The sequence below is a fragment of the Actinomyces marseillensis genome (genome assembly GCF_900155605.1).
Lineage (GTDB): Bacteria > Actinomycetota > Actinomycetes > Actinomycetales > Actinomycetaceae > Pauljensenia > Pauljensenia marseillensis.
In genome coordinates, this window is record NZ_LT707420.1 from 166,880 (window position 1) to 190,669 (window position 23,790).

22 protein-coding genes are annotated in these 23,790 nt (G+C 58.7%); 6 read left to right on the forward strand and 16 right to left on the reverse strand.

Translation table 11 applies throughout. The features are described 5' to 3' along the window. Positions 1 to 25: 25 nt before the first annotated feature. The 3 genes from BQ8011_RS00715 to disA all read left to right on the forward strand — a co-directional run bounded on the left by BQ8011_RS00715 (position 26) and on the right by disA (position 3,272). Entirely contained in the window at positions 26 to 694 is a 669-nt protein-coding gene (locus BQ8011_RS00715) for a potassium channel family protein (RefSeq protein ID WP_034502375.1), read from the forward strand. A 77-nt stretch (positions 695 to 771) separates the two neighbouring features. After that, on the forward strand, positions 772 to 2,130 hold the full coding sequence (gene radA / locus BQ8011_RS00720; RefSeq protein ID WP_072456673.1) for a DNA repair protein RadA: 1,359 nt from the start codon (positions 772 to 774) through the stop codon (positions 2,128 to 2,130). Positions 2,131 to 2,201: 71 nt separating this feature from the next. Beyond that, the gene (gene disA, locus BQ8011_RS00725; RefSeq protein WP_034502381.1) at positions 2,202 to 3,272 is read left to right on the forward strand and encodes a DNA integrity scanning diadenylate cyclase DisA; all 1,071 of its coding nucleotides are present in this window, start codon (positions 2,202 to 2,204) and stop codon (positions 3,270 to 3,272) included. An 11-nt stretch (positions 3,273 to 3,283) separates the two neighbouring features. On the opposite strand, the gene BQ8011_RS00730 is transcribed toward disA, so the two are convergent. From BQ8011_RS00730 to dacB, 10 genes are all read right to left on the reverse strand, one after another. Continuing rightward, positions 3,284 to 4,117, reverse strand: a complete 834-nt coding sequence (locus BQ8011_RS00730; RefSeq protein ID WP_231945321.1) for a phage prohead protein — start codon at positions 4,115 to 4,117, stop codon at positions 3,284 to 3,286. Continuing rightward, on the reverse strand, positions 4,117 to 4,656 hold the full coding sequence (locus tag BQ8011_RS00735; RefSeq protein ID WP_052040876.1) for a DUF3180 domain-containing protein: 540 nt from the start codon (positions 4,654 to 4,656) through the stop codon (positions 4,117 to 4,119). Before BQ8011_RS00735 ends, BQ8011_RS00730 begins: the two co-directional genes overlap by 1 nt. Further along, positions 4,653 to 7,142, reverse strand: coding sequence for a 2-amino-4-hydroxy-6-hydroxymethyldihydropteridine diphosphokinase (folK, locus tag BQ8011_RS00740; RefSeq protein ID WP_231945322.1), 2,490 nt, complete (start codon positions 7,140 to 7,142; stop codon positions 4,653 to 4,655). The genes BQ8011_RS00735 and folK overlap by 4 nt, the downstream gene beginning before the upstream one ends. Positions 7,143 to 7,149: 7 nt before the next feature. Beyond that, positions 7,150 to 8,010, reverse strand: coding sequence for a dihydropteroate synthase (gene folP, locus BQ8011_RS00745; RefSeq protein WP_231945323.1), 861 nt, complete (start codon positions 8,008 to 8,010; stop codon positions 7,150 to 7,152). Next, a complete protein-coding gene (gene folE, locus BQ8011_RS00750) occupies positions 8,007 to 8,579 on the reverse strand; it encodes a GTP cyclohydrolase I FolE (protein WP_034502385.1) in 573 nt (190 codons plus the stop codon). The genes folP and folE overlap by 4 nt, the downstream gene beginning before the upstream one ends. Beyond that, complete coding sequence (ftsH, locus tag BQ8011_RS00755) at positions 8,576 to 10,645, reverse strand: ATP-dependent zinc metalloprotease FtsH (protein WP_072456679.1); 2,070 nt, start codon at positions 10,643 to 10,645, stop codon at positions 8,576 to 8,578. Before ftsH ends, folE begins: the two co-directional genes overlap by 4 nt. Positions 10,646 to 10,656: 11 nt before the next feature. Beyond that, positions 10,657 to 11,211 (reverse strand): hypoxanthine phosphoribosyltransferase, encoded by a 555-nt coding sequence (hpt, locus tag BQ8011_RS00760; protein ID WP_072456682.1) that lies wholly within the window; start codon positions 11,209 to 11,211, stop codon positions 10,657 to 10,659. A gap of 64 nt (positions 11,212 to 11,275) precedes the next feature. After that, complete coding sequence (tilS, locus tag BQ8011_RS00765; RefSeq protein ID WP_072456685.1) at positions 11,276 to 12,436, reverse strand: tRNA lysidine(34) synthetase TilS; 1,161 nt, start codon at positions 12,434 to 12,436, stop codon at positions 11,276 to 11,278. Further along, positions 12,418 to 13,227: a hypothetical protein gene (locus BQ8011_RS00770; protein WP_072456687.1), complete on the reverse strand. Its 810-nt coding sequence runs from the start codon at positions 13,225 to 13,227 to the stop codon at positions 12,418 to 12,420. Before BQ8011_RS00770 ends, tilS begins: the two co-directional genes overlap by 19 nt. Positions 13,228 to 13,252: 25 nt before the next feature. Next, positions 13,253 to 14,632, reverse strand: a complete 1,380-nt coding sequence (gene dacB, locus BQ8011_RS00775; protein ID WP_072456689.1) for a D-alanyl-D-alanine carboxypeptidase/D-alanyl-D-alanine endopeptidase — start codon at positions 14,630 to 14,632, stop codon at positions 13,253 to 13,255. Between the two features lie 107 nt (positions 14,633 to 14,739). Here dacB and BQ8011_RS00780 point away from each other — a divergent pair, with 107 nt between their 5' ends. Further along, on the forward strand, positions 14,740 to 15,237 hold the full coding sequence (locus BQ8011_RS00780; protein ID WP_034502401.1) for an inorganic diphosphatase: 498 nt from the start codon (positions 14,740 to 14,742) through the stop codon (positions 15,235 to 15,237). Positions 15,238 to 15,504: 267 nt separating this feature from the next. Here BQ8011_RS00780 and BQ8011_RS08970 read toward each other — a convergent pair whose 3' ends face one another. Then, the gene (locus BQ8011_RS08970) at positions 15,505 to 15,666 is read right to left on the reverse strand and encodes a hypothetical protein (protein WP_157884997.1); all 162 of its coding nucleotides are present in this window, start codon (positions 15,664 to 15,666) and stop codon (positions 15,505 to 15,507) included. Positions 15,667 to 16,465: 799 nt separating this feature from the next. On the opposite strand from BQ8011_RS08970, the gene BQ8011_RS08975 reads away from it, so the two are divergent. Beyond that, complete coding sequence (locus tag BQ8011_RS08975; protein WP_157884998.1) at positions 16,466 to 16,864, forward strand: DUF559 domain-containing protein; 399 nt, start codon at positions 16,466 to 16,468, stop codon at positions 16,862 to 16,864. A 377-nt stretch (positions 16,865 to 17,241) separates the two neighbouring features. Here BQ8011_RS08975 and BQ8011_RS00790 read toward each other — a convergent pair whose 3' ends face one another. The 5 genes from BQ8011_RS00790 to BQ8011_RS00810 form a co-directional block, all read right to left on the reverse strand. Further along, positions 17,242 to 18,177 carry an ABC transporter substrate-binding protein gene (locus BQ8011_RS00790; RefSeq protein ID WP_072456694.1) on the reverse strand — a complete coding sequence of 312 codons (936 nt, stop codon included), beginning with the start codon at positions 18,175 to 18,177 and terminating at the stop codon, positions 17,242 to 17,244. After that, positions 18,174 to 18,851, reverse strand: coding sequence for an ABC transporter permease (locus tag BQ8011_RS00795; protein WP_072456697.1), 678 nt, complete (start codon positions 18,849 to 18,851; stop codon positions 18,174 to 18,176). The genes BQ8011_RS00790 and BQ8011_RS00795 overlap by 4 nt, the downstream gene beginning before the upstream one ends. Continuing rightward, positions 18,848 to 19,483, reverse strand: coding sequence for an ABC transporter permease (locus BQ8011_RS00800; protein ID WP_072456700.1), 636 nt, complete (start codon positions 19,481 to 19,483; stop codon positions 18,848 to 18,850). Before BQ8011_RS00800 ends, BQ8011_RS00795 begins: the two co-directional genes overlap by 4 nt. After that, positions 19,480 to 20,304, reverse strand: a complete 825-nt coding sequence (locus BQ8011_RS00805) for an ABC transporter ATP-binding protein (protein ID WP_072456703.1) — start codon at positions 20,302 to 20,304, stop codon at positions 19,480 to 19,482. Before BQ8011_RS00805 ends, BQ8011_RS00800 begins: the two co-directional genes overlap by 4 nt. A gap of 638 nt (positions 20,305 to 20,942) precedes the next feature. Then, positions 20,943 to 22,232 (reverse strand): C40 family peptidase, encoded by a 1,290-nt coding sequence (locus BQ8011_RS00810; protein ID WP_072456705.1) that lies wholly within the window; start codon positions 22,230 to 22,232, stop codon positions 20,943 to 20,945. Between the two features lie 217 nt (positions 22,233 to 22,449). On the opposite strand from BQ8011_RS00810, the gene BQ8011_RS00815 reads away from it, so the two are divergent. Further along, positions 22,450 to 23,640: an alpha/beta fold hydrolase gene (locus BQ8011_RS00815; protein ID WP_072456708.1), complete on the forward strand. Its 1,191-nt coding sequence runs from the start codon at positions 22,450 to 22,452 to the stop codon at positions 23,638 to 23,640. The last annotated feature ends 150 nt before the right edge of the window (positions 23,641 to 23,790 follow it).

A 23,790-nucleotide genomic window follows, 5' to 3' on the forward strand; every position in this document is an offset into this window, starting at 1 on the left:
CGCATGCGCGTGGGAGAATACGACTATGGCAGAAGATAAGGACCTCTCATCGGGAACCCTGGTCATTGGCTTGGGACGCTTCGGTTCAGCCGTCGCGCTGACCCTTGAAAAGCTCGGATATGAGGTATTGGCGGTCGAAAAAGACTCTCGTCGCGTCCAGCAGTTTTCCGGTCGCATTCCCGTTGTCGAGGCCGACGCATCCTCAATGGAAGCACTCAACCAGCTGGGTGCGCGCGACTTTCATTCGGCAGTCGTGGGCATCGGTTCCTCTCTGGAGGCTTCCGTTCTCATCACGGCAAACCTTGTCGACTTGGGCATGACCAATATCTGGGCCAAGGCAATCTCGCGCGAGCACAGCCGTATCTTGCGTCGCATCGGCGCACACCACGTTGTTGCCCCCGAATTCGATGCCGGTCAGCGCACCGCTCACCTCGTGGGTGGACGCATGATCGACTACATCGAAATGGATAAGGACGGCTTCGCAATCATGAAGCTGCGTCCCCCTAAAGAAGTTTGTGGCTTCACCCTAAGCGAGCTTGATTTGCGAGGCCGTTACGGCGTGAACGTGCTGGGTATCCTTCGTCCCGGCGCGCCTTTCGAATATGCGGATTCCACGACGCGCATTAATCGAGAAGACGTCATCGTTGTCTCGGGTGATACGCGTCTGCTGGAGTACTTCGCCAATCGTCCGTGATCTATTGCGCCTAGTAATTTTTCTGTCTGCGTCCACAACTGGACGCAGATGCACCCGGCGTGGTTTAGCGTAGGGACATGGCTAAAGAGAAAAGCGTTTACCGGTGCAGCGAATGCGGGTGGACCTCACCCAAATGGGTCGGACAGTGCCGCGAGTGCCACCAGTGGAACTCGATGGAAGAATCCGGTCCCACTGTCCAGGCTCCCGGAACAACGCTTGTCACTACCCCGCGCCAGCCTGCACTGCCCATCAATGACATCAGTGCAGAGAAGGCACGAAGCAAAGCCACCGGTATCGGGGAATTTGACCGCGTCCTCGGAGGCGGGATTGTCCCCGGAGCCGTCATCCTCCTTGCCGGGGAACCGGGTGTTGGCAAGTCGACGCTTCTCTTAGAGGTTGCCTCGACCTGCGCTGGCGCGGCCCCGGTCCTCTACATCACGGGGGAAGAATCCGCCTCGCAGGTTAGAGGCCGCGCGGAACGTATCGGCGCACTCCACCCTCAGCTTTTCCTTGCCGATGAGACATCGCTGTCCACGGCGCTTGGCCACATCGAAGCAACGAGCCCTTCCCTCGTCATTGTTGACTCTGTCCAAACGCTGCAATCGGATCAGCTCGATGGCGGTGCGGGAAGCGTGGCTCAGGTAAGGGCTGTTGCCAGCGCGCTGATCCGCGTTGCCAAGGAACGCTCCATTCCGATCCTTTTGGTTGGTCATGTCACCAAGGATGGCGGAATCGCGGGGCCTCGTTTGTTAGAGCACCTTGTCGACGTGGTCTGCCAATTCGAGGGGGACCGTCACACGCGGTTGAGGCTGTTGCGGGCCGTTAAGAACCGCTACGGTCCCACCGATGAAGTGGGCTGTTTCGAGCTCAGTGACACCGGAATTATCGGGCTGACAGATCCTTCTGGCTTATTCCTCTCACAGTCACAATCTGCCGTCCCAGGCTCTTGCGTCACTGTCACTTTGGAGGGGCGCCGTCCCCTCCCCACTGAAATCCAAGCTCTCGTAGCTCATACCTCGGCCGGGTCCCCACGTCGAACAACGGTTGGCGTTGACCACTCGCGCGTGGCCATGATCTTGGCAGTCCTGCAGGCGCGGCTCGGAATTGATACTTCTGATTGCGATGTCTACGCCTCGACGGTCGGAGGAGCTCGAATCAGCGAACCCGCTGCGGATCTTGCTACTGCCATCGGCATTGTCTCGGCGGTCAGGGGAATCCCTACTCGCAGCGCGCTCATTGCTTTCGGCGAAGTCGGTTTGACGGGTGAAGTACGGGCCTGTACGGGAGTGAAACGACGCGTTCAAGAAGCTGCCCGCTTAGGATTCACAACCGCGATCATTCCTGCACAAGGATGCGAAGAGGCCATGGGAGTGGAGGGCATTACTGTCTTGCCCATTTCTGATCTGGCAAGTGCACTACGGGCCGCAATCCGCTGAGTTTCTTCGCTCATTGCAAGAATCCGTCTAATACACTTAGAGCAGGGATCACGCATTGAAAGGCTGGATTCATGACATCAGATGCCGCACTCTTGCGCAGCGCATTACAGGACATTGCGCCCGGAACTGCGCTGAGAGAGGGTCTCGAACGCATTCAGCGCTCCCACACGGGCGCACTGATCGTCCTCGGCTTTTCTCCTGAACTCCAAGAGCTGTGCTCAGGCGGCTTCGATTTGGACGTGGAATTCACCGCGTCTCGTCTGCGCGAATTATGCAAGATGGATGGCGCAGTCATCATCGACCCAACGAATTGGCGAATTCGCAAGGCAAATGTCCAGCTTTTCCCCGACCAGTCCATTCCGACCGACGAATCGGGAATGCGTCACCGTACTGCACAGCGCACTGCCTATCAAACGCACCTTCCTGTTCTTTCGGTTTCCGCATCCATGCGTTTGATCTCGATCTACGTCGGTAAATACCACCACATTGTCGAAGAACCTGAGGCTTTGCTCTCGCGTGCAAATCTCGCGGTTGACACCTTGGATCGTTACAGCCAGCGTCTCGATGAAGTTTTGCAGACGCTCACAATCCTCGAAATGCGTGATTCGGCGACCATTCGCGATGTCGCAACCGTCATGCAGCGCATGGAAATGATCCGCCGCATCACGTCTGAAATTAACGAGTACCTTGAAGAACTCGGTTCGGAAGGACGTCTTCTCGCCCTGCAGGTTGATGATCTGGTTCGCGGAGCCGGGTCGGAGCGCGCTCTGGTCCTGCGTGATTACATCAGGGATTCTTCGGCCGTGGCGACCGCCGAAGCTGCTTTGTCTGAGCTTGCCAGTGACCGTCTTGTCGATCTTGCGGCTATCGCAAACGTTTTGGGGCTTGGCGTCTACGATCCTTCCGATCTGGACCGCATGATCCAACCCCGTGGTGTCCGGGCTCTGTCCCTAGTCCCCCGCCTCCCGTGGAATGTCATCAAGGAAATCACCAGCCACTGGGAGAATCTTGCAGACCTGCGCGAAGCCAGCGTCGAAGACCTCCAACAGATCGAAGGTATTGGCCCCTACCGCGCGAAGCTCATCCGTGAAACTCTTGAGAATCAGTTCTCAATGGCGGCAACGGGAATCGTCGGCTGGTAAAACGTAGCCGCTTATTCGTGTTCGCCCTGCTGCGAATCCCCCTGCGACTGCGCTGATTCGGAAGGCGCAGGCGTCGCCTCGGTAGTGGCTGGCGCGGGCTGCGTAATTGTGAAGACTCTCTCGTCTCCAACGGTCTTCCCATCGAGCATCAATTGCACACGATAGGTACCAGCAGGAGCGGGATCGGTCGCACCATCAGAGTTCCCATCGCGAGGAGTGCACCCCGAGTAGAGTCCTCCATCCCAGCTCAAACCGCCATTCCAGGTGTCCCCCGGAACCAAGAGCAAAGTAGCACTCGTGCGATCACGCTGACACTTTGATCCGTCATAAACAGTCTCGTCACCGCTGAGAATCTTTAGATCGATCTGCCCGAATTCAAAGGAGCAAGCAACCCCTGCTCGGTTTTCGATCGCAACAGAAACATTTTGCGTTTGCCCAACCAAGGTGTCTGATACAGATGGACGAACCGTCAGATCCGCCGGTGCACACGCAGGGATCCGGACACGTCCATCGGCATCAACGATGCCATCACTGCTTGCAGTTTCTCCGTCTTTCAACGAGGCCGCGCCCGTCGCTGTTGCTGTAGGTGTAGGCTGCGCGCTGGTGGGCTGTGGTTGGGGCTCTGCCTCTTTGGGCTTCGTCAAGGCCGCGACTCCCTTTGCGATCCCCCAAATAAGAAGTGCGACGATGAGAAGTAAACCCAGTCCTGTGACGATTCTTCTCACCCACAGCGAGGTCGGAACCTGCGCAGGCCGGGCAGCACTTCGTTTCTTCCCCTGCTGAGAAGGAATGCGACCCGAGGGACGCACGGGCCTCGACGAGGATCGTGCAGAACGCTGTGCCATTAGATCGCCCCCTGCGACTTTCCACTACCGGCACCCACGCGGCTCGAAGCCCCAAGTGTTCCCTTGGCTCCGTGTGCTCGTTGTTCGCCTTCCTTGGCGTCATCCTTCGGATCGATGACACACCAGCGTTCAACAATGATCCCGGCGGTCCCCCACGCACAGGCACCGAGCGCACAAATCAGGCCGCAAATTGCCGCATAAACGCTGGCTTGAGCTTCCCAGCGCGTGAAGAAAGCAAGAGACATCCCGACCATAATTGCGCTGCTGAGGATTCCCACCAGAGCGCTCGCGCGTGCAAACATTGCGATTCTCAAGGCTGCAACGGCATCAATCCACGTGGTCTTATGAGCACGGAAGCGACGAACCTGCAGGCCAAGCCACACGAGGATTCCTGCAACAACAACGAAAACCAACGCGAGTGCGGGATGGATAATCCAGGGGCCTTGTCCCAAGCGAATCGCAACAGCAGTGGCCGCAGCTGCAAGCGCCGAGGCAGCAGCTGCCTCGGCGACAAGAAGAACAATACTCAGCGGTTTCATGAGTCCTCAGGGCGACGACGGAAGACAGGAATCTGGCCGGTCACACTGGGACGGATCGTCACATTGCGACGAACACTTGAGGAGGGAGTCTGCGGTCCCGTTTCCTGTGCCGGCCCCTGATCGATGGTATCGGCAAGTTTGGGATCCAGCACGTGGCTGTAGCGCGGGGGAAGACTGGGTTGAGGGGTCGAAGTCGCCTCGCGAGGGGTCAGTGCGCTGGAGTCATCGACCACGCGAACGTCCTCGGAGAAAGTCCAGCCCGGAAGCGCGCGCGTTGCAGGGGTGCGCCGCGAGGCCGTAGCGTCCTGCGCTTGAGCGTCTCCTTGAGCCTTGGTTTTCTCTTGCGCCGAGGCCTGCTCGGGTCGGCGGGAGAAAAGTGAGCTTCGGCGGGGCTGCTGAGCGTCGGCCTCGGAAACGGGTGAGGTCTGCTGAGCGGTCTTCGATGCTGAATCTTGGGATTCGGGCGCGCGGTGCGAGGGCTTAGCGCGGTGCGATTGCGCGGCCAAACGATCCGTGCGAGCACGGAAAGGACGCGGGGAATTAGCCGTGGAAATACCGGTTCCCTCCTCGGTCACAGGACGCCAGCGAGGACGGCGCTTCCTGCGGCTCAAGGGAACTTCCGCGGTAATCGGCGAGGTTGAGGGAGAAGCCTCTTCCTGCGGGTCCGTGCTTTGAATCGTGGGAGGTTCTGGGGCAACCTCAAGGGAGGCGCTCGGGATCTCCGACTCACGGCTCTGCACGCGCTCGAAGAGGGGGCGGCGCACCACCGTGGGCTGTTCGACATGAGCCGTGGGAATGGGGCGACGAGGCGCCAAAGAGACCATTCCTTCAGTGAGCTGGGTCGAAGCGGAGCTATCTGTCTGACCGGAAAGACGAGAAGGCTTCAGCGGTGGAACGTTCAGCGGTGCGGGTGCCGGGAGCTGGCGGCTTGCAAGCTGAATGGGCGCCTCATTCGATGAAGCTATGCTGGGCGGAACGAGTGAATCAGCTTCATGCGACGGGCGATCACCGGTTGTGGGCTCAAAAGACGCTGCAGTCGTGGGGGCCGACGTTACCGAAGGCTGCGAGGCTGCAGGCTTTGACAGCTCAACGTGGCGAGACTCGACCGAATCCACCGGGGAACTCCAACGGTTCCACAGCTGTTTCCAGACGAAATCCGTACCTTCATCGTCGGGAGCCAGATCGGAACGAGATGCCTCGGGAAGCATGTCCAGGCGGCTTGGACGTACTGAAATACCATTCGTTTCAAGCTTGAGGGGACGAAGCTTTTCGGCCTGTTCCAGGCGGGGCAGACGCAATTCTTCGAGTAATTCGTCTGAATCAGCGATGACCGACTCGGAATCTTCCATCCAATTGGCAACCGCGTCGAGGATTCCACCTCGGTCGGGCGCTTGGGCAATGAGATCTGCAAGAGGGCCGTATCCCGAAAGCTCTGCATTTTCGTCTGCCATGAGCCACGGGGAAAGAACAAAGGCTCGCTCGTGTGCTCGCGGATGAGGCAGCGTCAGGCGCGGATCATCCGATGTCACTCCCTTGATATCGATGACGTCGATATCGATGGTGCGCGCGCCCCACACCTCGTGGCGCACGCGTCCCAGGCGCGCCTCAAGTTCGTGGATGCGATCAAGGAAATCCAGAGGGGCAAGAGTAATTGTTCCCAGAGCAACGGCATTCCAATAATCCGGCTGGGCATCTTGACCCGGCCGTAATACCGCACGGGTACGTACCAGCGGGGAAACAGTGGTGATATCAACGTTGTCCCACTGGGAGATTTCTTCGATGGCCCTCTTCAAAGTGACGGGTACATTCCCCAGGTTTCCACCAAAGGCTAGGACCACGTCACATGTCGGAGGGCGATCATCGGCAGCGTAGGCACCGCGGTGTGAGTGTTTGACAGGCTCCGCCGGGAGTTCAATTTCCGAGGTAGTTTCGCTTGGCGCGACAGCATCTGACTCCGCGCTGGGGGCCGCAACTGTTTCAACGCCAGCGCTGGGGGTATCACACTCTTCATCTGCGCCAGTTTCAGGCGCAATCGGACCGCTGGGCGGCGCCGGCTTCTCTTCTTCCGAAGTCGGCCCATCGAAAGGAAGATCATGAGAAGCCGCGACGAAAGGTAGGGGGATATTTCCCTTACGGATCGTCACCGAGACATCAGCGAAAGGAACATCAATGGGAGCATCGGGCTTATGGATGGTGACCTCAACGCCACGCACTCGTTCATCTTCCATTGCGACGTCTGCAATCCGATGCCCCAGCGTTTCAATCAGTCGAACCGAAGGACCACTGAGGATTGCGTGCGCTTTTTCGGCAATTTCCGCATAGGAGACGGTGTCGGCAATATCGTCACTGAGCGCTGCTTGATCGGTGTCGACCCACAGGAGGATGTCAGCCGAGAAAGATTGAGGAGCGTTCCACTCCTTCGTGAGGACTCCGTGGACAGCCTGCGCTGAAATACCGCGTAATGCGATGACATCGAGCTGTCCCACCGTGCCCTCACCTCCCTGCACGCACAAGCCTCGCTTGTTGGTCTATGGCATGGACCCTGACAGCCCACATCCCGTCTGAAAGCGCGCGCCGAGAAATATCGAGAGTTGCTTCGTCTCGGTCCGAAAGGGGGGACTGACCGAGGAAGCGTTTCCGGGACGCACCTATAAGAACAGGGTACCCAAGCTCCGCAAAAATCCGGAGCGACGCGACGAGAGACCAGCATTGTTCGTTATTAAGTGAAAAACCCAGTCCCGGGTCGACGATGATTCGCTCAGGCTCAACACCGGCCTCGAGAGCATCGCGAACCTGGCTTCCCACGCGCTCACGTAGCGCCACGGCAATCGGCTGGTCCCCGTAATCGAAGGATTCTTCGGGCATACCCGGAAGCGCGCGGTAGTGCTGGATCACGTAGGCGCACGAGGTCTTGGCAACCGCAGCGTTCATCTGCGGATCCCAGCGCCCCCCACTGACGTCATTGATGATTGCGGCGCCAGCATCTGCGGCTCGGCGAGCAGTGATCGCGTGAAGAGTATCAACCGAAACGACGATCCCCGCCTCAGTCAGGCGCTGGATGGTCGCGCCAATACGTTCCCACTCCTCGTCCTCGCTGATGCGCTGAGAATTCGGACGCGTCGACTCGCCGCCAAGATCAACAAGATCGGCGCCGGCTTCAACCATCTGGACCGCGTGCTCGAAGGCAGCGCCCGGGTCAAAGAAACGCCCCCCATCGGAGAAGGAATCCGGAGTCACGTTGAGGATTCCCATGACCAGCATCCGGTCAGTAGGAAGCGTGATTCCCTTGGGAAGACGAGGCGGACGCGCACCGCCCGCGAGCGCCCAAGCGGAGGCGGCCTCGTGAGACGTCATCGACGGACCCCTCCCAAGGCCAAAGACATCATTTCCGCCCGCGTTGCATCGCGCTTGACGATCCCGCGCAGAGCGGAAGTTACCGTTGAGGAGCCTGGCTTGGAGATACCGCGCATGGTCATGCACATGTGCTCGGCCTCGACAACGACAATGACGCCCTGCGGGGCAAGAACCTCATCAATCGCATCAGCGATCTGCGCGGTGAGGCGCTCTTGAACCTGGGGACGACGAGCATAGCCCTCGACAACGCGCGCGAGCTTCGAAAGCCCCGTCACGCGACCGCCCTTCGGGATGTAGCCGACGTGCGCGTGTCCGTAGAAAGGCAGAAGGTGATGCTCACACACGGAATAGAAGGGGATATCACGGACCATGACGATTTCGTCCGTCCCCACTTCGAAGGTGGTCTTCAGGTGATCGCGGGGATCCTCTTCCAAACCGCTGAGCAGCTCGCGCCACGCACGCCCCATTCGCGAAGGAGTATCACGCAGACCTTCGCGCGTAATGTCCTCCCCCACTGCCTCAAGAAGAGCGCGGGAAGCATCCTCAACGCCGTGCTGATCGTAGGTCACTGAGCATTCTCCTCGGGTTGCACTCCCCCGGCGGGATCATCAAGCGTCATCGCAGGCCCTGCCGCTGCCTCGCTGGGATCCGAATTCGGATCAAACTTCGCGCGGTCGCCACCGGGCATCTCAATGGGGTTGCCCATGACTGCACCATCGATGGCAGCCTCTTCGCCATAATTCCACACGGGACGCTCATCTTGCTTGATGACATCGGCGAAGATCTCAGCCAGCTGGGTTTCGTCCAGGGTTTCTTCTTCAAGAAGGCGCTGAGCGAGGCGGTCCAAGACGTGACGATTCTTCGTCAGGATCTCCCATGCTTCGCGGGTTGCCGCGTCCATAAACTTGCGAACTTCCTCATCCACGATGGATGCCAATTCGTCTGAGTATGCGCGCTCATTCCCGCGGCCCATTCCATACCCGGTCATAGGATCGGATTCGTCCGCACTCAGCCGCACATTACCGATGCGATCGGACATACCGTATTCGGTGACCAAAGCACGTGCCTGTGCGCTGGCCTTTTGGATATCGTTCGAGGCGCCGGTGGAAGGATCACGGAAGACGAGTTCTTCGGCGACGCGGCCACCCATCGCATAGACCAGATCATCGAGAATTTGGTTCCTGGTCTTGGAGTAACGATCCTCGGTCGGGAGCACCATGGTGTAGCCCAAAGCGCGACCCCGCGGAAGAATCGTCACCTTCGTGACCGGGTCCGTGTATCGAAGAGCAGCAGCACACAGGGCGTGGCCACCTTCGTGATAGGCGGTCACCAGCTTGTCGTGATCGTTCATCACGCGGGTACGCTTCTGCGGGCCGGCGATCACGCGGTCAATGGCCTCGTCAATGGCACGGTTATCGATCAGGTCAGCGTTGGAGCGAGCGGTCAGCAGCGCGGCCTCGTTCAAAACATTGGCAAGGTCGGCGCCGGTGAAGCCCGGCGTGCGCTTCGCGATCGTGTGGAGGTTGACGTCATCGGTCAGCGGCTTGCCTTCGGCGTGAACACGCAAGATGGCCTCGCGCCCCTTGAGATCAGGGGCTTCAACCGCGATCTGACGGTCAAAGCGTCCCGGACGCAGCAGCGCCGGATCAAGAATATCGGGACGGTTTGTTGCCGCGATGAAGATCAAATTCGAGGAATCATCAAAGCCATCCATCTCAACCAAGAGCTGGTTCAGAGTCTGGTCGCGCTCATCGGAGCCGCCGCCATATCCCGAACCACGGTGGCGACCGATGGAGTCGATTTCGTCGACGAAGATAATCGCGGGGGCAACCTTCTTGGCACGGGCGACCAAGTCGCGCACGCGCGAGGCGCCAACACCGACGTACATTTCGAGGAACTCGGAACCGGCAATGGAGAAGAAGGGGGCATCGGCCTCTCCTGCGACTGCCTTTGCCAGCAGAGTCTTACCCGTTCCGGGAGGACCGTAAAGCAGGACGCCTCGGGGAATGCGGGCTCCAACCTTGTGGAACTTTTCGGGGGCAATCAGGAATTCGCGGACTTCTTCGAGTTCTTCAACGGCCTCATCTTCACCCGCGACATCCGCGAAAGTGACATTCGGACGTTCTTGGTTAAATTCCTTCGTGCGGCTCTGGCTGAAGGGGCCCATCATCCGCCCGCCACCAATTCGACCCATGAAGAACCAGAAGAGGCCCATGACGATGAGCAGCGGCAAGACCATGACCAAGGTCGAACCCAGAAGCGAAGACTGTGGATAGTAGGCGTTCCACCCGGTTGTCGGCGAGGCCTTCTCTACTGCATCGACGATAGTCTGCGACTGCGTGCGCGCGTAGGTGAAAGAGATCGAACGTCCAAGGCTGCGCTCACGATCATTGGCCCCGGCGGCCTTGTGTGTCCACGGGTCCTTCAGCATCAGGTTGACCTGCTGTGTGCCGTCATTGACGGTCACGCGCTCGATCTGAGCTTCCTTCAGGATCTGAAGGCCTTCGGAGGTATCCACCGACTGGGGCTGGAACCACGTCCACAAGAAGAACAGCGCGATGACGAGGGGCAGCACAGGAATTGCTGCAAGCCCCCAGGCGTTCTTCTTTTTCTTGCTCTGAGTGTTATTTGCCATGGAAGCCCCTTTCAGCCGCCATAAACATGCGGCGCCAAGGTCCCGACGAAGGGAAGATGGCGGTAGCGCTCTGCATAGTCGAGGCCGTAGCCCACGACGAATTCGTTGGGGATATCAAAACCGACGTACTTGACGTCAACATGGACCTTTGCAGCTTCAGGCTTGCGCAGGGCCGCAGCAATTTCGACCGATGCTGCGCCGCGAGTCAATAGATTCTCACGGAGCCACGACAGCGTCAGACCCGAGTCGATAATGTCTTCGACAATCAGGACATCCCGACCATGCACATCTGCGTCGAGATCCTTGAGGATGCGAACCACGCCAGAAGACTTCGTGCCGGTCCCATAGGAAGACACCGCCATCCAGTCCATTGCCAGAGGCGTGTGAAGATTACGCGACAAATCGGCCATCACCATGAGAGCGCCCTTGAGAACGCCCACTAAAAGGAGCTCTTTGCCCTGATAATCCGCGTCGATTTGCGCAGCGAGTTCACGCATTCGGCGAGATAGTTCGTCCTCGGTAACCAGAATGCGCTCGAGCGCATCTCCCATGTCCTGTGCGTCCACAGTTCCATGTCCTTTCGACTGCTAGTCCAGATAATAAGAGTGCCACATGTGCCCTACGGGCTGCTCAGTGACGCGGTCTTTCTCGCTCTAGGCGCAATGGGTGCAAGATGAGCCTCGCGTCTTTTCCTTTTCCGACGCGCGCGAGCGTCCCTTGAGGAATCGAGAGAGGGCCTTGCCCGCTCCAGCGAGTGATGAGCGCATCGACTTGTTCGAGGTGAACCAGGGAAGGCGCTCCCACTGCGCTGAGATAGCGATGAAGAACGCGCATGCGCACCGCTTGGGGGATTTCTGTGAGTTCTGCGACCCGAAGTGCCCCGATTCCCGAGGCCGCCTCGGCCGCCGCCGGTACTTCCGACGTTGGTTGCAGCTCAGCGACCAGTGCTTCCGACCCTGATCGCGTTTCCTCGGCCGCACACTCCCACGCGCGCTGCCAAACTTGCTCTGCCCACTCGTTAAGGGCCTCGTCGTCTGCAGCGGAAAGCTCAGCCGTGCGGGCAAGGGAAGGAACCGGGTCCATCCCAAGGCTATGCGCGAGGCTGGGAATCGCCTGCTCGCGCACGGCGCTCCGGCGCAGCGCACTCCCATCAGCAGCCCGCCACGGACCGTCCATCTTGTTCGAGGGGTCATCAACCCAAGGAAGTTCAAGCTGGCGGCATGCTCCTAAAGTCTCACTGCGGCGGCAATTCATCAGGGGACGCATCCACACGATGCTCCCGGCGTCATCGCGAACACTCATCGCGCGCAGAGAGCCAACTCCAGAGCCTCGTGCAAGTCGCAAAAGAACAGTCTCAGCCTGGTCGTCCATCGTGTGCCCAAAGAAGACGGCGACCCGCTCGCCCAAAGTCTGGGCGTGCTCGGCAAGTGCACTCCGGCGGGCCACACGCGCCGAGGCCTCGGGACCACCAGGGGCGTCGACGGTGACGCTCACCCATGAACTCTGCGCACCCAAGGAGGCCATCACTTTGCATGTTTCTTGGGCCTCGCGATCCGAACCCGGACGGATCCCGTGATCAACGCTGAGGGTATGAGGGGTGGATCCAGCGCGCAGGCAATGATCGATGACAACCGCTGCGAGAGCGGTGGAATCTGCGCCGCCCGATGCTGCGATCAGAATCGCGTCGCAATTGGCAAGCGCCCAGTGCACGTGCTCGCGCACGGCCAGAGAGAGGCGTCGCACATCCCCGGTGGGGTTTGCGGGAATAGATTTCACTGGAAGCTCGGCCACATCCGCGGGGTCAAAATCGATTCAAGACCGGGGCCTGCAACAACCTCACGGACATAGCTCGCCATCTCGCGGCGAGCCTGGATGACGCCCTGCGGGACAAGCCCGCCCAAAAGGGTGACAAGCGCTCCATCCACCATGAAATCAGCCGGGCGATGAGCATCAATCCATTTAACGGAAGACAGGTCCTTCGGAGTCAATGAATCCATAAAAACATCAATGATGCAATCACGGACAAGAAGCTGGCGAGAAAGCTCTTGCGCATCAATCGGGTCAATCGAGGCAACCGGAACAAGTTCGCGGCAGTATTCCTCAAAGAAAGGCGTGCGCGAAGAAAGCCACGTGTCAACAGCTGCACGCAAAGCAACCCACTTTGCCCAGTCTCCCAAGTCAAACTTTCCGCGAATGCCGGCCTCGAGAACATTCGGAGCAACGATGCAGGCGGCCCCGCCATTGGGACCACTCACGCTCAAAGAACGCCTCGCGAGAACTCCGAGAGCGCCCCGGGCGGTGAGGATCCTGGGTGCGCTTTGCAGCTGAACTCCCCAGTCCTCGGCGAATTGCGCCCACAGACGCATCGAAGAGCGGCGCTCGACGAGAGGAAGAGAGACCTCAACCGGCGAAAACTCAGCAAAACGGCCAATGACGCCGGGAAGGCGCTTGTTCGCCCACTCCTGGCCGCGCTTCAAACGAGAAACTATCGCCTGCGCCGAAGCGAAAGACGCCTGGGGGCCCGAAAAAATGCCTAAAGCAGAGACCTGCGCGATTTGTGTCAGAGTGGGATAGATCGGCATGTCTCTATGCTATCGAATCGGCCCGTCACATTTCGGCGATTGCGGTGACAAAATTGTCCAGATAACCGCGAGTTGCATAGGCGCCATCATTGGGAACCTTATCGAAACCGATGACGAAGATCACCGGGTGCCCCTTCGAGGTCGAGACAACTCCCGCGAGTGAAGACACTTCCGCCAAAGACCCCGTTTTTGCCTGAGCATTGCCCGCCACCATGTCATCGGTGAGGCGATTCGCCAAAGTCCCCTGAACTCCAGCCCACGGAAGATTACGCACAACGCGCGGCGCGACGGGTTGGGTGGCGTCGAAGCCCTGGGAAAGGATTGCTGCCAAAGTCTTCGGGTGAATCCGATCGTTCGAGGAAAGCCCCGAGCAGTCCTCCAAAGAAAGCTGATCGGTAGGAATTCCGCGCTCACTCAGCGTCTTCTCGAGGGTCTGGACCGACCCGGCGAAACTTGCTTCCCCACCGGATTGGCGTGCGGCAAAGTGACAGTACTGGTCCGCCAAGGTGTTATCCGAGTGATAGAGCATCCAGCGAATCTGCTCGTCGACGCTCGCGGACTGCACGGAAGCGATCCGAGTTGCGCCTTGGGGGGCTGCGCCTCGGACCCCGAAATCAACATCGATTCCCTGCGCGCGAAGCTTCTGCGCGAAAACTTCAGCGACGTTCGAGATCGAGTCCGCGTAGAATTCATTCGATTTGGGGTAGGTGCGCCCCGCATCGATCGCGTAGGGAGCGAGCTGGCCTTCGTAGCCCGCAACCTGCTGTTCGCTCCACGAGGCCGGGCGCGCGGTATCCGCAAAAAGCGCGGGGGCCGCGTGCAATTCGACATGCGAAATGCCCTTAGACATCAGGGAACTCGCCGTATCTTTCGCCAGGGTTTCGAGGCCCGCACGGCCGCTGACCTCGATGGAATTGGTTCCCTCGCCCAGAAGAAGATCGCCCTCGCCCTCGAGGTAGATATTGTCGTTATCCTGAGCGACCGAGGTCGTCAGATGCGAATTCGGGTCGAGGTGGGACAGCGCAGTGTAGGCGGTAAGGATCTTGGTGATCGAGGCCGGGGTGTGGGCGTTATTTGCGTTGTATTCGTATAGAGTGTTCCCGCTTCGCGCGTCAACGACCATTGCCCACGCGTTCCAGCCGCCTTCTTGTGCGGCGGCAACGCTAGGCGCCCATGCTTCTTCGAGCTCGCGGCTCGTGGGGGCTTGACTATCCCCCTGTCCCTGTGGAACATTCAGTGTCGGAGCGGGCACAGCTGACGCTGTGGGGGCAGCAGATGGTGCGGGTGCTTGAGAAAGTGTGAAGATGCCTGGTGCGGCATCCTGCACATCTGCTACAAAATAGGCTGCGATCAGCACTGCGGCGCTCGATGCGCCTACAATCGCAGCAGTAGTCCCACGTCGCATGTAGGGGTTGTCCTTCCGTCAATGACCTAGGAACACCCTAATGCTTCGGGGGGTAAGAATACGTAATCGACATCCACGTGGTGGATCAACGACTCAGGAGGGCTCGAATGGAATTCGACGTGACCATCGAGATTCCCAAGGGGAACCGTAACAAGTACGAGATCGATCACGAGACTGGACGCATCCGCTTGGACCGTATGCTCTTCACCTCGACTCGATACCCCGATGACTACGGTTTTATCGATGACACGCTGGGCGAGGACGGGGATCCTTTGGATGCTCTTGTTCTCCTCGAAGAACCCACTTTCCCCGGCTGCGTGATTCGCTGCCGCGCCCTTGGAATGTTCCGTATGCGCGACGAAAAGGGCGGTGACGACAAGGTCCTGTGCGTGCCCGCTTCGGACCAGCGCGCCGCGTGGCGTACCGACATCGAAGATGTCTCGGAGTTCCACCGCCTGGAAATCCAGCACTTCTTCGAGGTCTACAAGGACCTCGAGCCCGGCAAGAGCGTCGAAGGTGCGCACTGGGTGGGCCGAGAAGAGGCAGAAGAAGAAATCCGCCGTTCCTTCGAGCGCGCAGAAACAGAAGGCTTCAACGCTCACTGAGCGTTTAATCGTTCTCCCAACGGGATCGGGGCTGGTGTTCACTAGAGCACCAGCCCTTTTCTGTTTGCAATGCCGCCGGGCTGGGCCGGCTGGCTGTCGCCTCGTCCTGTCTCGCCCGGCTGGCTCCTCCTCCACACGAAGTCAGTGAATGACACAGGCTATAACGCGTGACATTCGCCGACAACATGTGTCGAGCCGCTTACACCCACGCCCGTCCCGGTTTCCACGCCGCCTCACCACCCAGCACCGGCCTCGTCTTCACGTCCCCTACCACCCAACCCCGGCCTCGTCTTCACGTCCCCTACCACTCAACCCCGGCCCGGCTGACTGGCCCTGCTGCCCAGCTGCCTTCACGTTGCCTCGTCCCCCAATTCCACACGAAGTCGGTAAATGACACAGGCTATAACCCATGACATTTAGCGACTTCATGTGACTTTTCTGAGAAGGCGAACGGGAGCAGCTGCGCACTCAGCGCTACTCACACCAAACACCCAAGAGTTATCCATAGGGTGTACACGCAATCGGCGTTTTCCACAGATTAATGCGAGCCTCCCCCTAGTTGAACTGTGCTATAGACACTGGGTACATGGACGAAGAAGAGACAGAAGGGAGCGTACTCTCCCGATCGACACGAGAAGTTTATTTAGCACCAATAGACGGAAGTTCTCACTCACAAGTCAGGATAAAACGCGGATTTATGCTGACCATTTCGTCGGGACTACCTCGGTGGGAAGTTAAGCAATACATTGATCGTGCACGTATTGCTTCTCTCGCACAATCACGAGATCCGCGGATCGTATTCGTTGGAACCAGCTCGCTTTGTGTCCAGGGAGTTCCGCTCTGGTCATCGAATCACGACATCACTTTTTGGTGTCCTCAGCCCTATCCAAATTCCACACTCCCATCAGTGCGTTACTCAGGTTTCACCATTCCACGTGTTAAGGTTCGAAAGTTGCGCAGACCTCCGCTCACAGACCATCGGTTAACTGAAAAAGGTATTCAAGTAGAAGACAAATTGGATGCAGCTCTTCGTCTTGCAATGGGGCCGCAACACTTTGAGGCTTTTGTCGCCATGTGCATGATGTTGCACACCGAATCGGAATTCTCGCTACAGCGCATCGGGGACTCAAGGAAGCGTGAAAACAACCTGCGCGAGGAACTTACTCGACGATTGTCCGCCGCTCAGGAAAACGGATGGAAGTACGGAGTATACACTGCGAAACTTATTGTGAAGAACGCAGATGCAGGATGCGATAACCCCGCCGAAGCGGCAATGCTCTACGCGATCCGCAGCATCTATAGCGGTCCTGTACTGACACAGTTCGAGATGAACGGTAGTACAGGAAGATATTTCATCGATTTCGCTCTTCCAGAGAAACGCGTGGCGATCGAATTTGACGGAATGAGCAAACTGGGAAGCACGAATGAGGACCTCTACCGCGCAAAACAACGATGGATTCGTAGAGAACAGAACCTGCGCGACTGCGGATGGAATGTCATTCGATACACGTGGGAGCAGCTAAAGACCCTGCCTCGCCTTCAGATCGATCTTGCCCAACGGCTTGATTTGCTCGAGGCCATACCAACGACCTCGAGCCAGCTATGGGACAAGGGGTATATCGATTGAGTATCCAGCGTCTTTCACCTGACGCGTCTCTCGATGGTCTTCCACATTCTCCGCGCGAGGCGCTGCACTCACCCAACCTCCATACGTTGTCGCCAAATGTCACAGGCTATAGCGCATGGCATTCGCCGACTTCCTGTGGCAGCGGAGAACGAACAGCTTGTTGCGAAAGCGGCGAGAGCATCACGAGCAGCGCCCCGGCTACCTACACACGAAAGCTCTGCGCTCACCCAACCTCTACACGTTGTTGGAGAATACCACAGGTCGTTTCCTGTGACATTCACCGACTTCGTGTGAGAAATAGAGGAGAGGCATGCCAACTTCGTGTGACATTTAGGGATGAGCTGGCGGCACTCGACACCACACAAGCGCACCCTCATTTACTTGTGCGGCAGCCCCTTCTCCTCCAGCCACTGCGACGCAATCGCCGAGGCCGACATCGCTTCAGCCGTCGAACGTCGGTTCATTTCAACTAAGTCGCGCGGACCCAGTTCTTTCGAGACGCGATTGATGACATCGCGCGCACGACTATCGATACGCTGCGAGAGGACCGGCACAACTCGAGAAGCCAAAATCAACCCTTTCGGGTCATTGAGAACCTTTAACTTTCCATTGGCCAGCACCGGATCAGAAGAATAAAGATCAACCAACTGAACCTGATTATTCTCAAGAGCCTTAACCGTTAGCGCGCCACCTGAATCTTCGATCGGCGTAAAGCCAACTTTTACCCCGTACACAGATTCCAATCCCTTCGGTCCATAGGGACGGGTCTCGAGTTCCGAATTCCCACCCAAAACCAACGGATTAACACGCGCAAGATCGCCGATTTCCTTAAGTTCGTATCGCTCGGCCATCTCTTGAGTAACGACATAGGAGTCTTGATCGGCAGCTTCGGCCTGATCGGCAACACTCAAGCCGTCGGGCATGACCGATGCGAGAGCGTGATACACCTCGTCTGCCTGAGTTTGCGTCGCAGCAGGATTGAGATATTGAAGCAAAGACCCCGTATATTCAGGGAAAACATCAATTGCCCCCGATGCGATCTCGGGCATATAGACCTCGCGCTGCCCAATCCGGAATTCACGTTCAACCGTGTACCCCGAGGCTTCAAGTGCCTGCGCGTATGTTTCAGCCAGAATTTCATTGGAGTAGTAATCCTGGCTTCCAACAACAATGGCATCGCCAGATGTGCGTCCCTCAAAGGTCTCACTCGACCCGCAGCCAGCTACGCCCACGAGCGCACAGACAAGCCCAGCGCCTATCGCACCAGCGCGGCGACGGCCTCGGGAATGAAAAAAGGACAGAAAAGGCTTCATAGCACACTCGCTTTCTGCGCACCCAGGCGACGATTCACTCGCGCCTGCACGGCCCCCAACGCAAAATCGCACACCAGCGCCAGTGCGACAACGATCAAGGCGCCGCCAATCATCTGGCCGTACTCTCGGGTCTTCAAACCCGCGTACAAGAACCGCCCCAAGCCCAGATTCGCCGTGTATGCAGCCAAAGTGGCAGTCGCGATCACCTGAAGAAGTGCAGAACGTAGCCCCGCAAGAATGAGGGGTGCCCCCACCGGAATCTCCAGCTGAGTAAGGATCTGTTTCTCGGTCAAACCAATCGCACGCGCGGCCTCGACAGTCGTCCCCTGAGCAGAAATCACCCCCGAGTAGGCGCCCGCAAGAATCGGCGGAATCGCTAGTGCGACAAGGGCGAGGAGAGGCGCCTGCCAGCCAATGCCCAACCACAATCCTGCAAGAGTGAGCACGCCGAGAGTGGGCACCGCACGCGCAGCACCTGTCGCGCTCAAAACCAGGTTCTTCCACTTTCCCGTGTGGCCGATGAACAGGCCAATCGGGAGAGCAATCGCGGCAGAAATCCCCACGACGAGGAAAACAAAGAGGAGATGCTGGCCGGCCCGAAAGAATATGCCCGAGTCCCCTAGCCAGTTCTCACCCCGACCAAGCCAACTCAGAGCTTCAAGAATCAGATTCATCGCGCTCGCCTCCACGGAGTCAAAAGAGCACCCACGCCGACAACAAGCAGGTCAAGCACGACAGCCAAGGCAATCGTCATCACCAGCCCGGCCACTACCTCAACGGTCAAACCGCGTTGGAAACCATCGGTGAACAGGGTTCCCAGCGAGCGCACACCGATGAAGGCACCGACCGTAACCAAAGAAACGGTCGAGGTAATGACCACCCGAGTTCCCGAAAGAATCACGGGAACGGCCAGCGGGAGCTCGACGGTAAAGAAACGCCTCATGGGCGACATTCCCACTGCATCCGCGGACTCGATGACATCTCCGGGAAGCGCGGCAAAGGCCTCGGCACACTGACGAATAAGGACCGCCACCCCGTAGATCGTCAGGACGATGACCATATTCATCCGCGAGCGCAGCGCGATCCCCACAATCACCGGCACGACAACCAATAGCGGCAGGGAGGGAACAGCGTAGAGAACCGAGAGGAAGGAAAGAACCGCGCTGCCCAGTTTCTTCGAGCGCTGCGCCCACGCGCCGATCGGCACCGCAATGAGGATCGAGGCGCAGATGGCGGGCAGCGCGATCGCGAGGTGCGCGGCGGTAAGTTCTCCGATGAGCGCCCAACTGCTCGACAGCCAGTTCACGCGCGCTCTCCCTCAGCGTTGTTTGCCGAGGCCAAGCCGGGTTTGCCCGCTTGAGATCCACCGGGTGCGCCCTCCAAAATTCGTTCACGCTCGCTGATTGCAGACGTTCCAAGGAACTCGCGAACAAAGTCATTGGCTGGATTTAAGAGAAGATCACGTGGAGTGCCTTCTTGGGCAATCTGAGCCCCCTCGCGCAGGAGGGCAATGCGATCACCCAGCAAGATGGCCTCGTCAATGTCATGGGTAACGAAGAGGATCGTGGTGCCCAGGGACTTTTGAATGCGACGAAGTTGGCGCTGGAGGTCAGAGCGGACTAGAGGGTCGAGGGCGCCGAAGGGTTCATCCATGAGGAGGATGTCGGCACGGTTTGCCAATGCTCGCGCGACACCGACGCGTTGGCGCTGGCCGCCAGAAAGCTGCGCGGGATAGCGCTTTGCCATTGAGGGGTCGAGGCCGACGAGCTCCATGAGTTTGAGCGCATCTGCTCGCGCGCTTGCCTTTGAAGCGCCTTCGAGAACTGGAACGGTTGCAATGTTGTCAACGATTGTTCGATGCGGGAAGAGGCCCCCGTCTTGGAGGACATAGCCGATGGAGCGGCGAAGAGCGACAGGATCTTCATCGGCGACGTTTCGGCCTCGGACGGTGATGGTACCGGATGTTGGAGTGACCATACGGTTGACCATCCGCATGAGCGTGGTCTTGCCGCATCCTGAAGTCCCTAGGAACACTGTTGTTGTGTGCGGGGCAATCGTTAAAGAAAAGTCTTCAACTGCTCGCGTATCCGGAGGATATGTCTTTGAAACAGTGTCGAAGGTGATCATGGGTCTCTCTTCGCAACGAAACAAGGGCGGCGCGTGACTGCCATTTTGCGCTGTTGCAAGTGGAAACGAATGGTCAGAGCAGGTTATTCCTGTTTCTTGCGAACTTGAGACAGTTCACAAACGGATCTGCGGCTACCTCGACGCAAGAGCCCTGCTGCCACGCCACCCGTCTAGCAACCTCCACACAAGAGCGCTGCTGCCACACCATCCATCTAGCTACCTCCACACGAAGTCGGCAAATGCCACAGGCTATAACGCATGTCATTCACCAACTTCATGTGACGCAGCGACCAAACGCCCTGCTGCGGAAGCGACGAGAGCATCACAAGCAGCGCCGCGACCCACGACAATTTGGCCAAGGCAGATATAACGAGGCCCGGGCGTCTTCCCCAAACGCCCGGGCCTGTTGCACAGCCACCTCCACACGTTGTCGCCAAATGTCACAAGCTATAACGCATGACATTCACCAACTTCATGTGACAGCAGCGACCAAACGACCTGCTGCCACGCCACCCGTCTAGCAACCTCCACACGAAGTCAGCAAATGCCACAGGCTATAACGCATGTCTTTCTCTAACTTCGTGTGTCTTTTGCTGGGCCGAGCTCTTTTGCTGGGACGAACCCCGCAACTCACGCCATCACGCGACGCGAACCGCGTACGGCAGCACTGAGCTCCAACCGTAGATCGAGGTGATACGAACCGGAACACCGAAGGTCGGCGCCTCGATGATTTGGTTGTTGCCCAGATAGATCGCGACGTGGTCGATATTGCCGCCGTCCCAGTTCCAGAAGATCAAGTCACCGGGCTGCGCCTGACTGACGGGCACGCGCGTTCCCTCAGAGTACTGCGCCTGTGACCAGTGAGTCAGATAGATGCCCTGTGACCGGTAGGCCATGGTGACCAAACCGGAGCAGTCATAGCCCGGGCCTTCGCCCGCCCACACATAGGGTGCACCGAGCTTGGACTTTGCCCACGCGATTGCGCCCGCCGCGGCATCCGAGTTTCCGCCGCCACCGCCGGAGTACGAGGGTTCACTGTAACTCGGCGCTGCGGGAGCGGGAGCAACATAAGAGCTTTGCTGGCGCTGCGACTGTGCTTGGCGAGCGGCCTCGGCAGCAGCGGCTTGACGTGCTGCTTCCGCAGCGGCAGCCTGGCGCGCAGCTTCAGCGGCCGCCGCCTGACGCTGAGCCTCGAGGTCGGCCTCGCGCTGGTTGATCAGTTCAACCGTCGTATTTTGCTTGCGCGCCAGCTCCTGGACCAGCGCATCACGGCGCGCCGCGGTCATGGTCTGCGCGCTTGCAGCTGCACTTGCCGCGCTCTGCGCCTCGGCGGTGCGAGCCTCTACCTCTGCGGTTGCGGCAGCCTGCTTGGCCTGCGCTTGGACGGCCGCGTCATTCATGACATTGGCGACCTGCTCCAAAGCTGCGACCTTTTGCATTTTGACGTTTGCCGAGGCCGAGAAGGAGTCGAGCGTTGCTTGTTTCGTTTCAACCGTGCGCAGTCCGTCGGCGGAGAGGTACGGTGCAAGAGAGTCGAGCGAAGAGCCGCCTTCACGGTAGGCCGTCTGGGCGATGGAAGCGATTTCTTTCTTCCCTGCCTCGTAGTCGGCCTTTGCCTTGTCTGCATCGGCCTGTGCCTGGCGTGCGGTTTGAGTGGCTTGGTCGAGTGCGTAGCGCGCACCGTTGAGTTCTTCCGCAGCACTTTGCGCTTTTTGAAGCGCAAGCTCGGCTTCGGTCTTCACGCTTGCCAGTTCAACCTCAATCTGAGCGACCGACATCTTTGCTGCGTCTTCAGCTTCACGAGCTCGTGCAATGTCATCTTCACTGGGAGTTGCAAGAGCAATGCCGGGAGTTGCTGCAGCGAGCGAAGCAAATAGCACGGTCACGCTCAATGCGCGTAGGCCGCGACGCTTTGTCTCAATTCTCACTGGTCCACCTGTCGTTGCACGCCGGGATAAGGGCGTTCGTCTCTTCTTATACAGGATTTGAGGGTAGTTCACTTCGGCACCATACGCAACAATATTTAACCGAAGCCACAGAAATCACGATCGCAACAATCGCAACATTAGTCACAAAAATCCCTCCCACCCCCGAGTTTTCCGCATAAAATCGACACACAACCCATCATCAGCAGGAGCAAGAATCATGGACGACATTGAACTCCCCGACACTCCGACCTCTCCCGAAAGCTTCAACGGCCTCGTCGATGAGAAGGTTCTTGCCCCTTGGGGAGAGGCAGGCCCCGCACCAAGCGACCACTGGCGCCAAGACGTGCTCGGCGCAGACTATGAATCTCGGACCATTCCTCTGATGGACGATGATGCGGGCCCCGTTGTCGCGACCCTTGTTCGCTACCGAGGCCACGCTTTCTCGACGCACGCCTCCTCCCCTGCCGCGCCCACACTTTCGCCTACCGACCCACACTCCGCGCGCAGCGAAGCTACACCGCAGCCCCCGCACTTCGTACTCCTTTATATCCACGGTCGAAACGACTACTTCTTCCAACGCGAGCTCGCTGAAGACATCGACGGATGCGGTGGAGCGTTCTATGCACTCGACCTGCGCCGCTATGGGCGTTCACTGCGCCCGGGTCAGCGCATGGGTTTCGTTTCAAACCTCAGCCTCTACGATGAAGACATTTCCGAGGCTCTCGACCTCATCCGCGAGGACTACCCCGATCTGCCGCTTGTCCTTATGGGACACTCGACGGGCGGACTCTTGGCAACCTTGTGGGCAAACCGTCACCCGGGCGCCCTCGATGGCTTGATCTTGAATTCTGCCTGGCTTGAAATGCAGACCATGGCTTCGATGCGTTCAGCTGTTGCACCAATCCTCGAACGAATCGCTTCACGCAATCCCATGTGGGCGGTGCCCGGAGGAGATGGCCCCGACCACTACGGCCGCTCCTTGCGTGAGGGGTGGAATGCTCTTGACGTTCCTCTTCCCGATTCTCTTGCCGCTTATCCGGATGATCCTGCGGTCAAGGGCTGGAGTTACGCCCTCGAGTGGAAGCGCCCCGGCTCATACCCGGCCTATGCGGCGTGGCTTGAGGCCATCTTGGATGGTCACGAAAACGTTGCGAGCTCAGTGCACCTGGACATCCCCGTGCTTTCAATGATGTCAACGTCGAGCTATTTCGGCGAAGAGTTCAGCGAGGCAGTTTTCTCCAGCGACGTCGTTTTGGATCGCGAGGTCATTCTTGAGCGTTCCGCGCGACTCGGCCCGCTGGTGACAATGGCGAGTTTCCCCGGCAAACACGACTTGCTGCTCTCGGACCCGCAGGTGCGCGCAGAAGTTTACGACACGATGAATCGTTGGATCGGAGCGTTTATCTAACTCACTCCGCGCGGGAGTCTCAGTGGGCGCAGCCCTGTCAACAAACGGCGCTTAGCCTTCGCGCGNGCGGTCATGGTCTGCGCGCTTGCAGCTGCACTTGCCGCGCTCTGCGCCTCGGCGGTGCGAGCCTCTACCTCTGCGGTTGCGGCA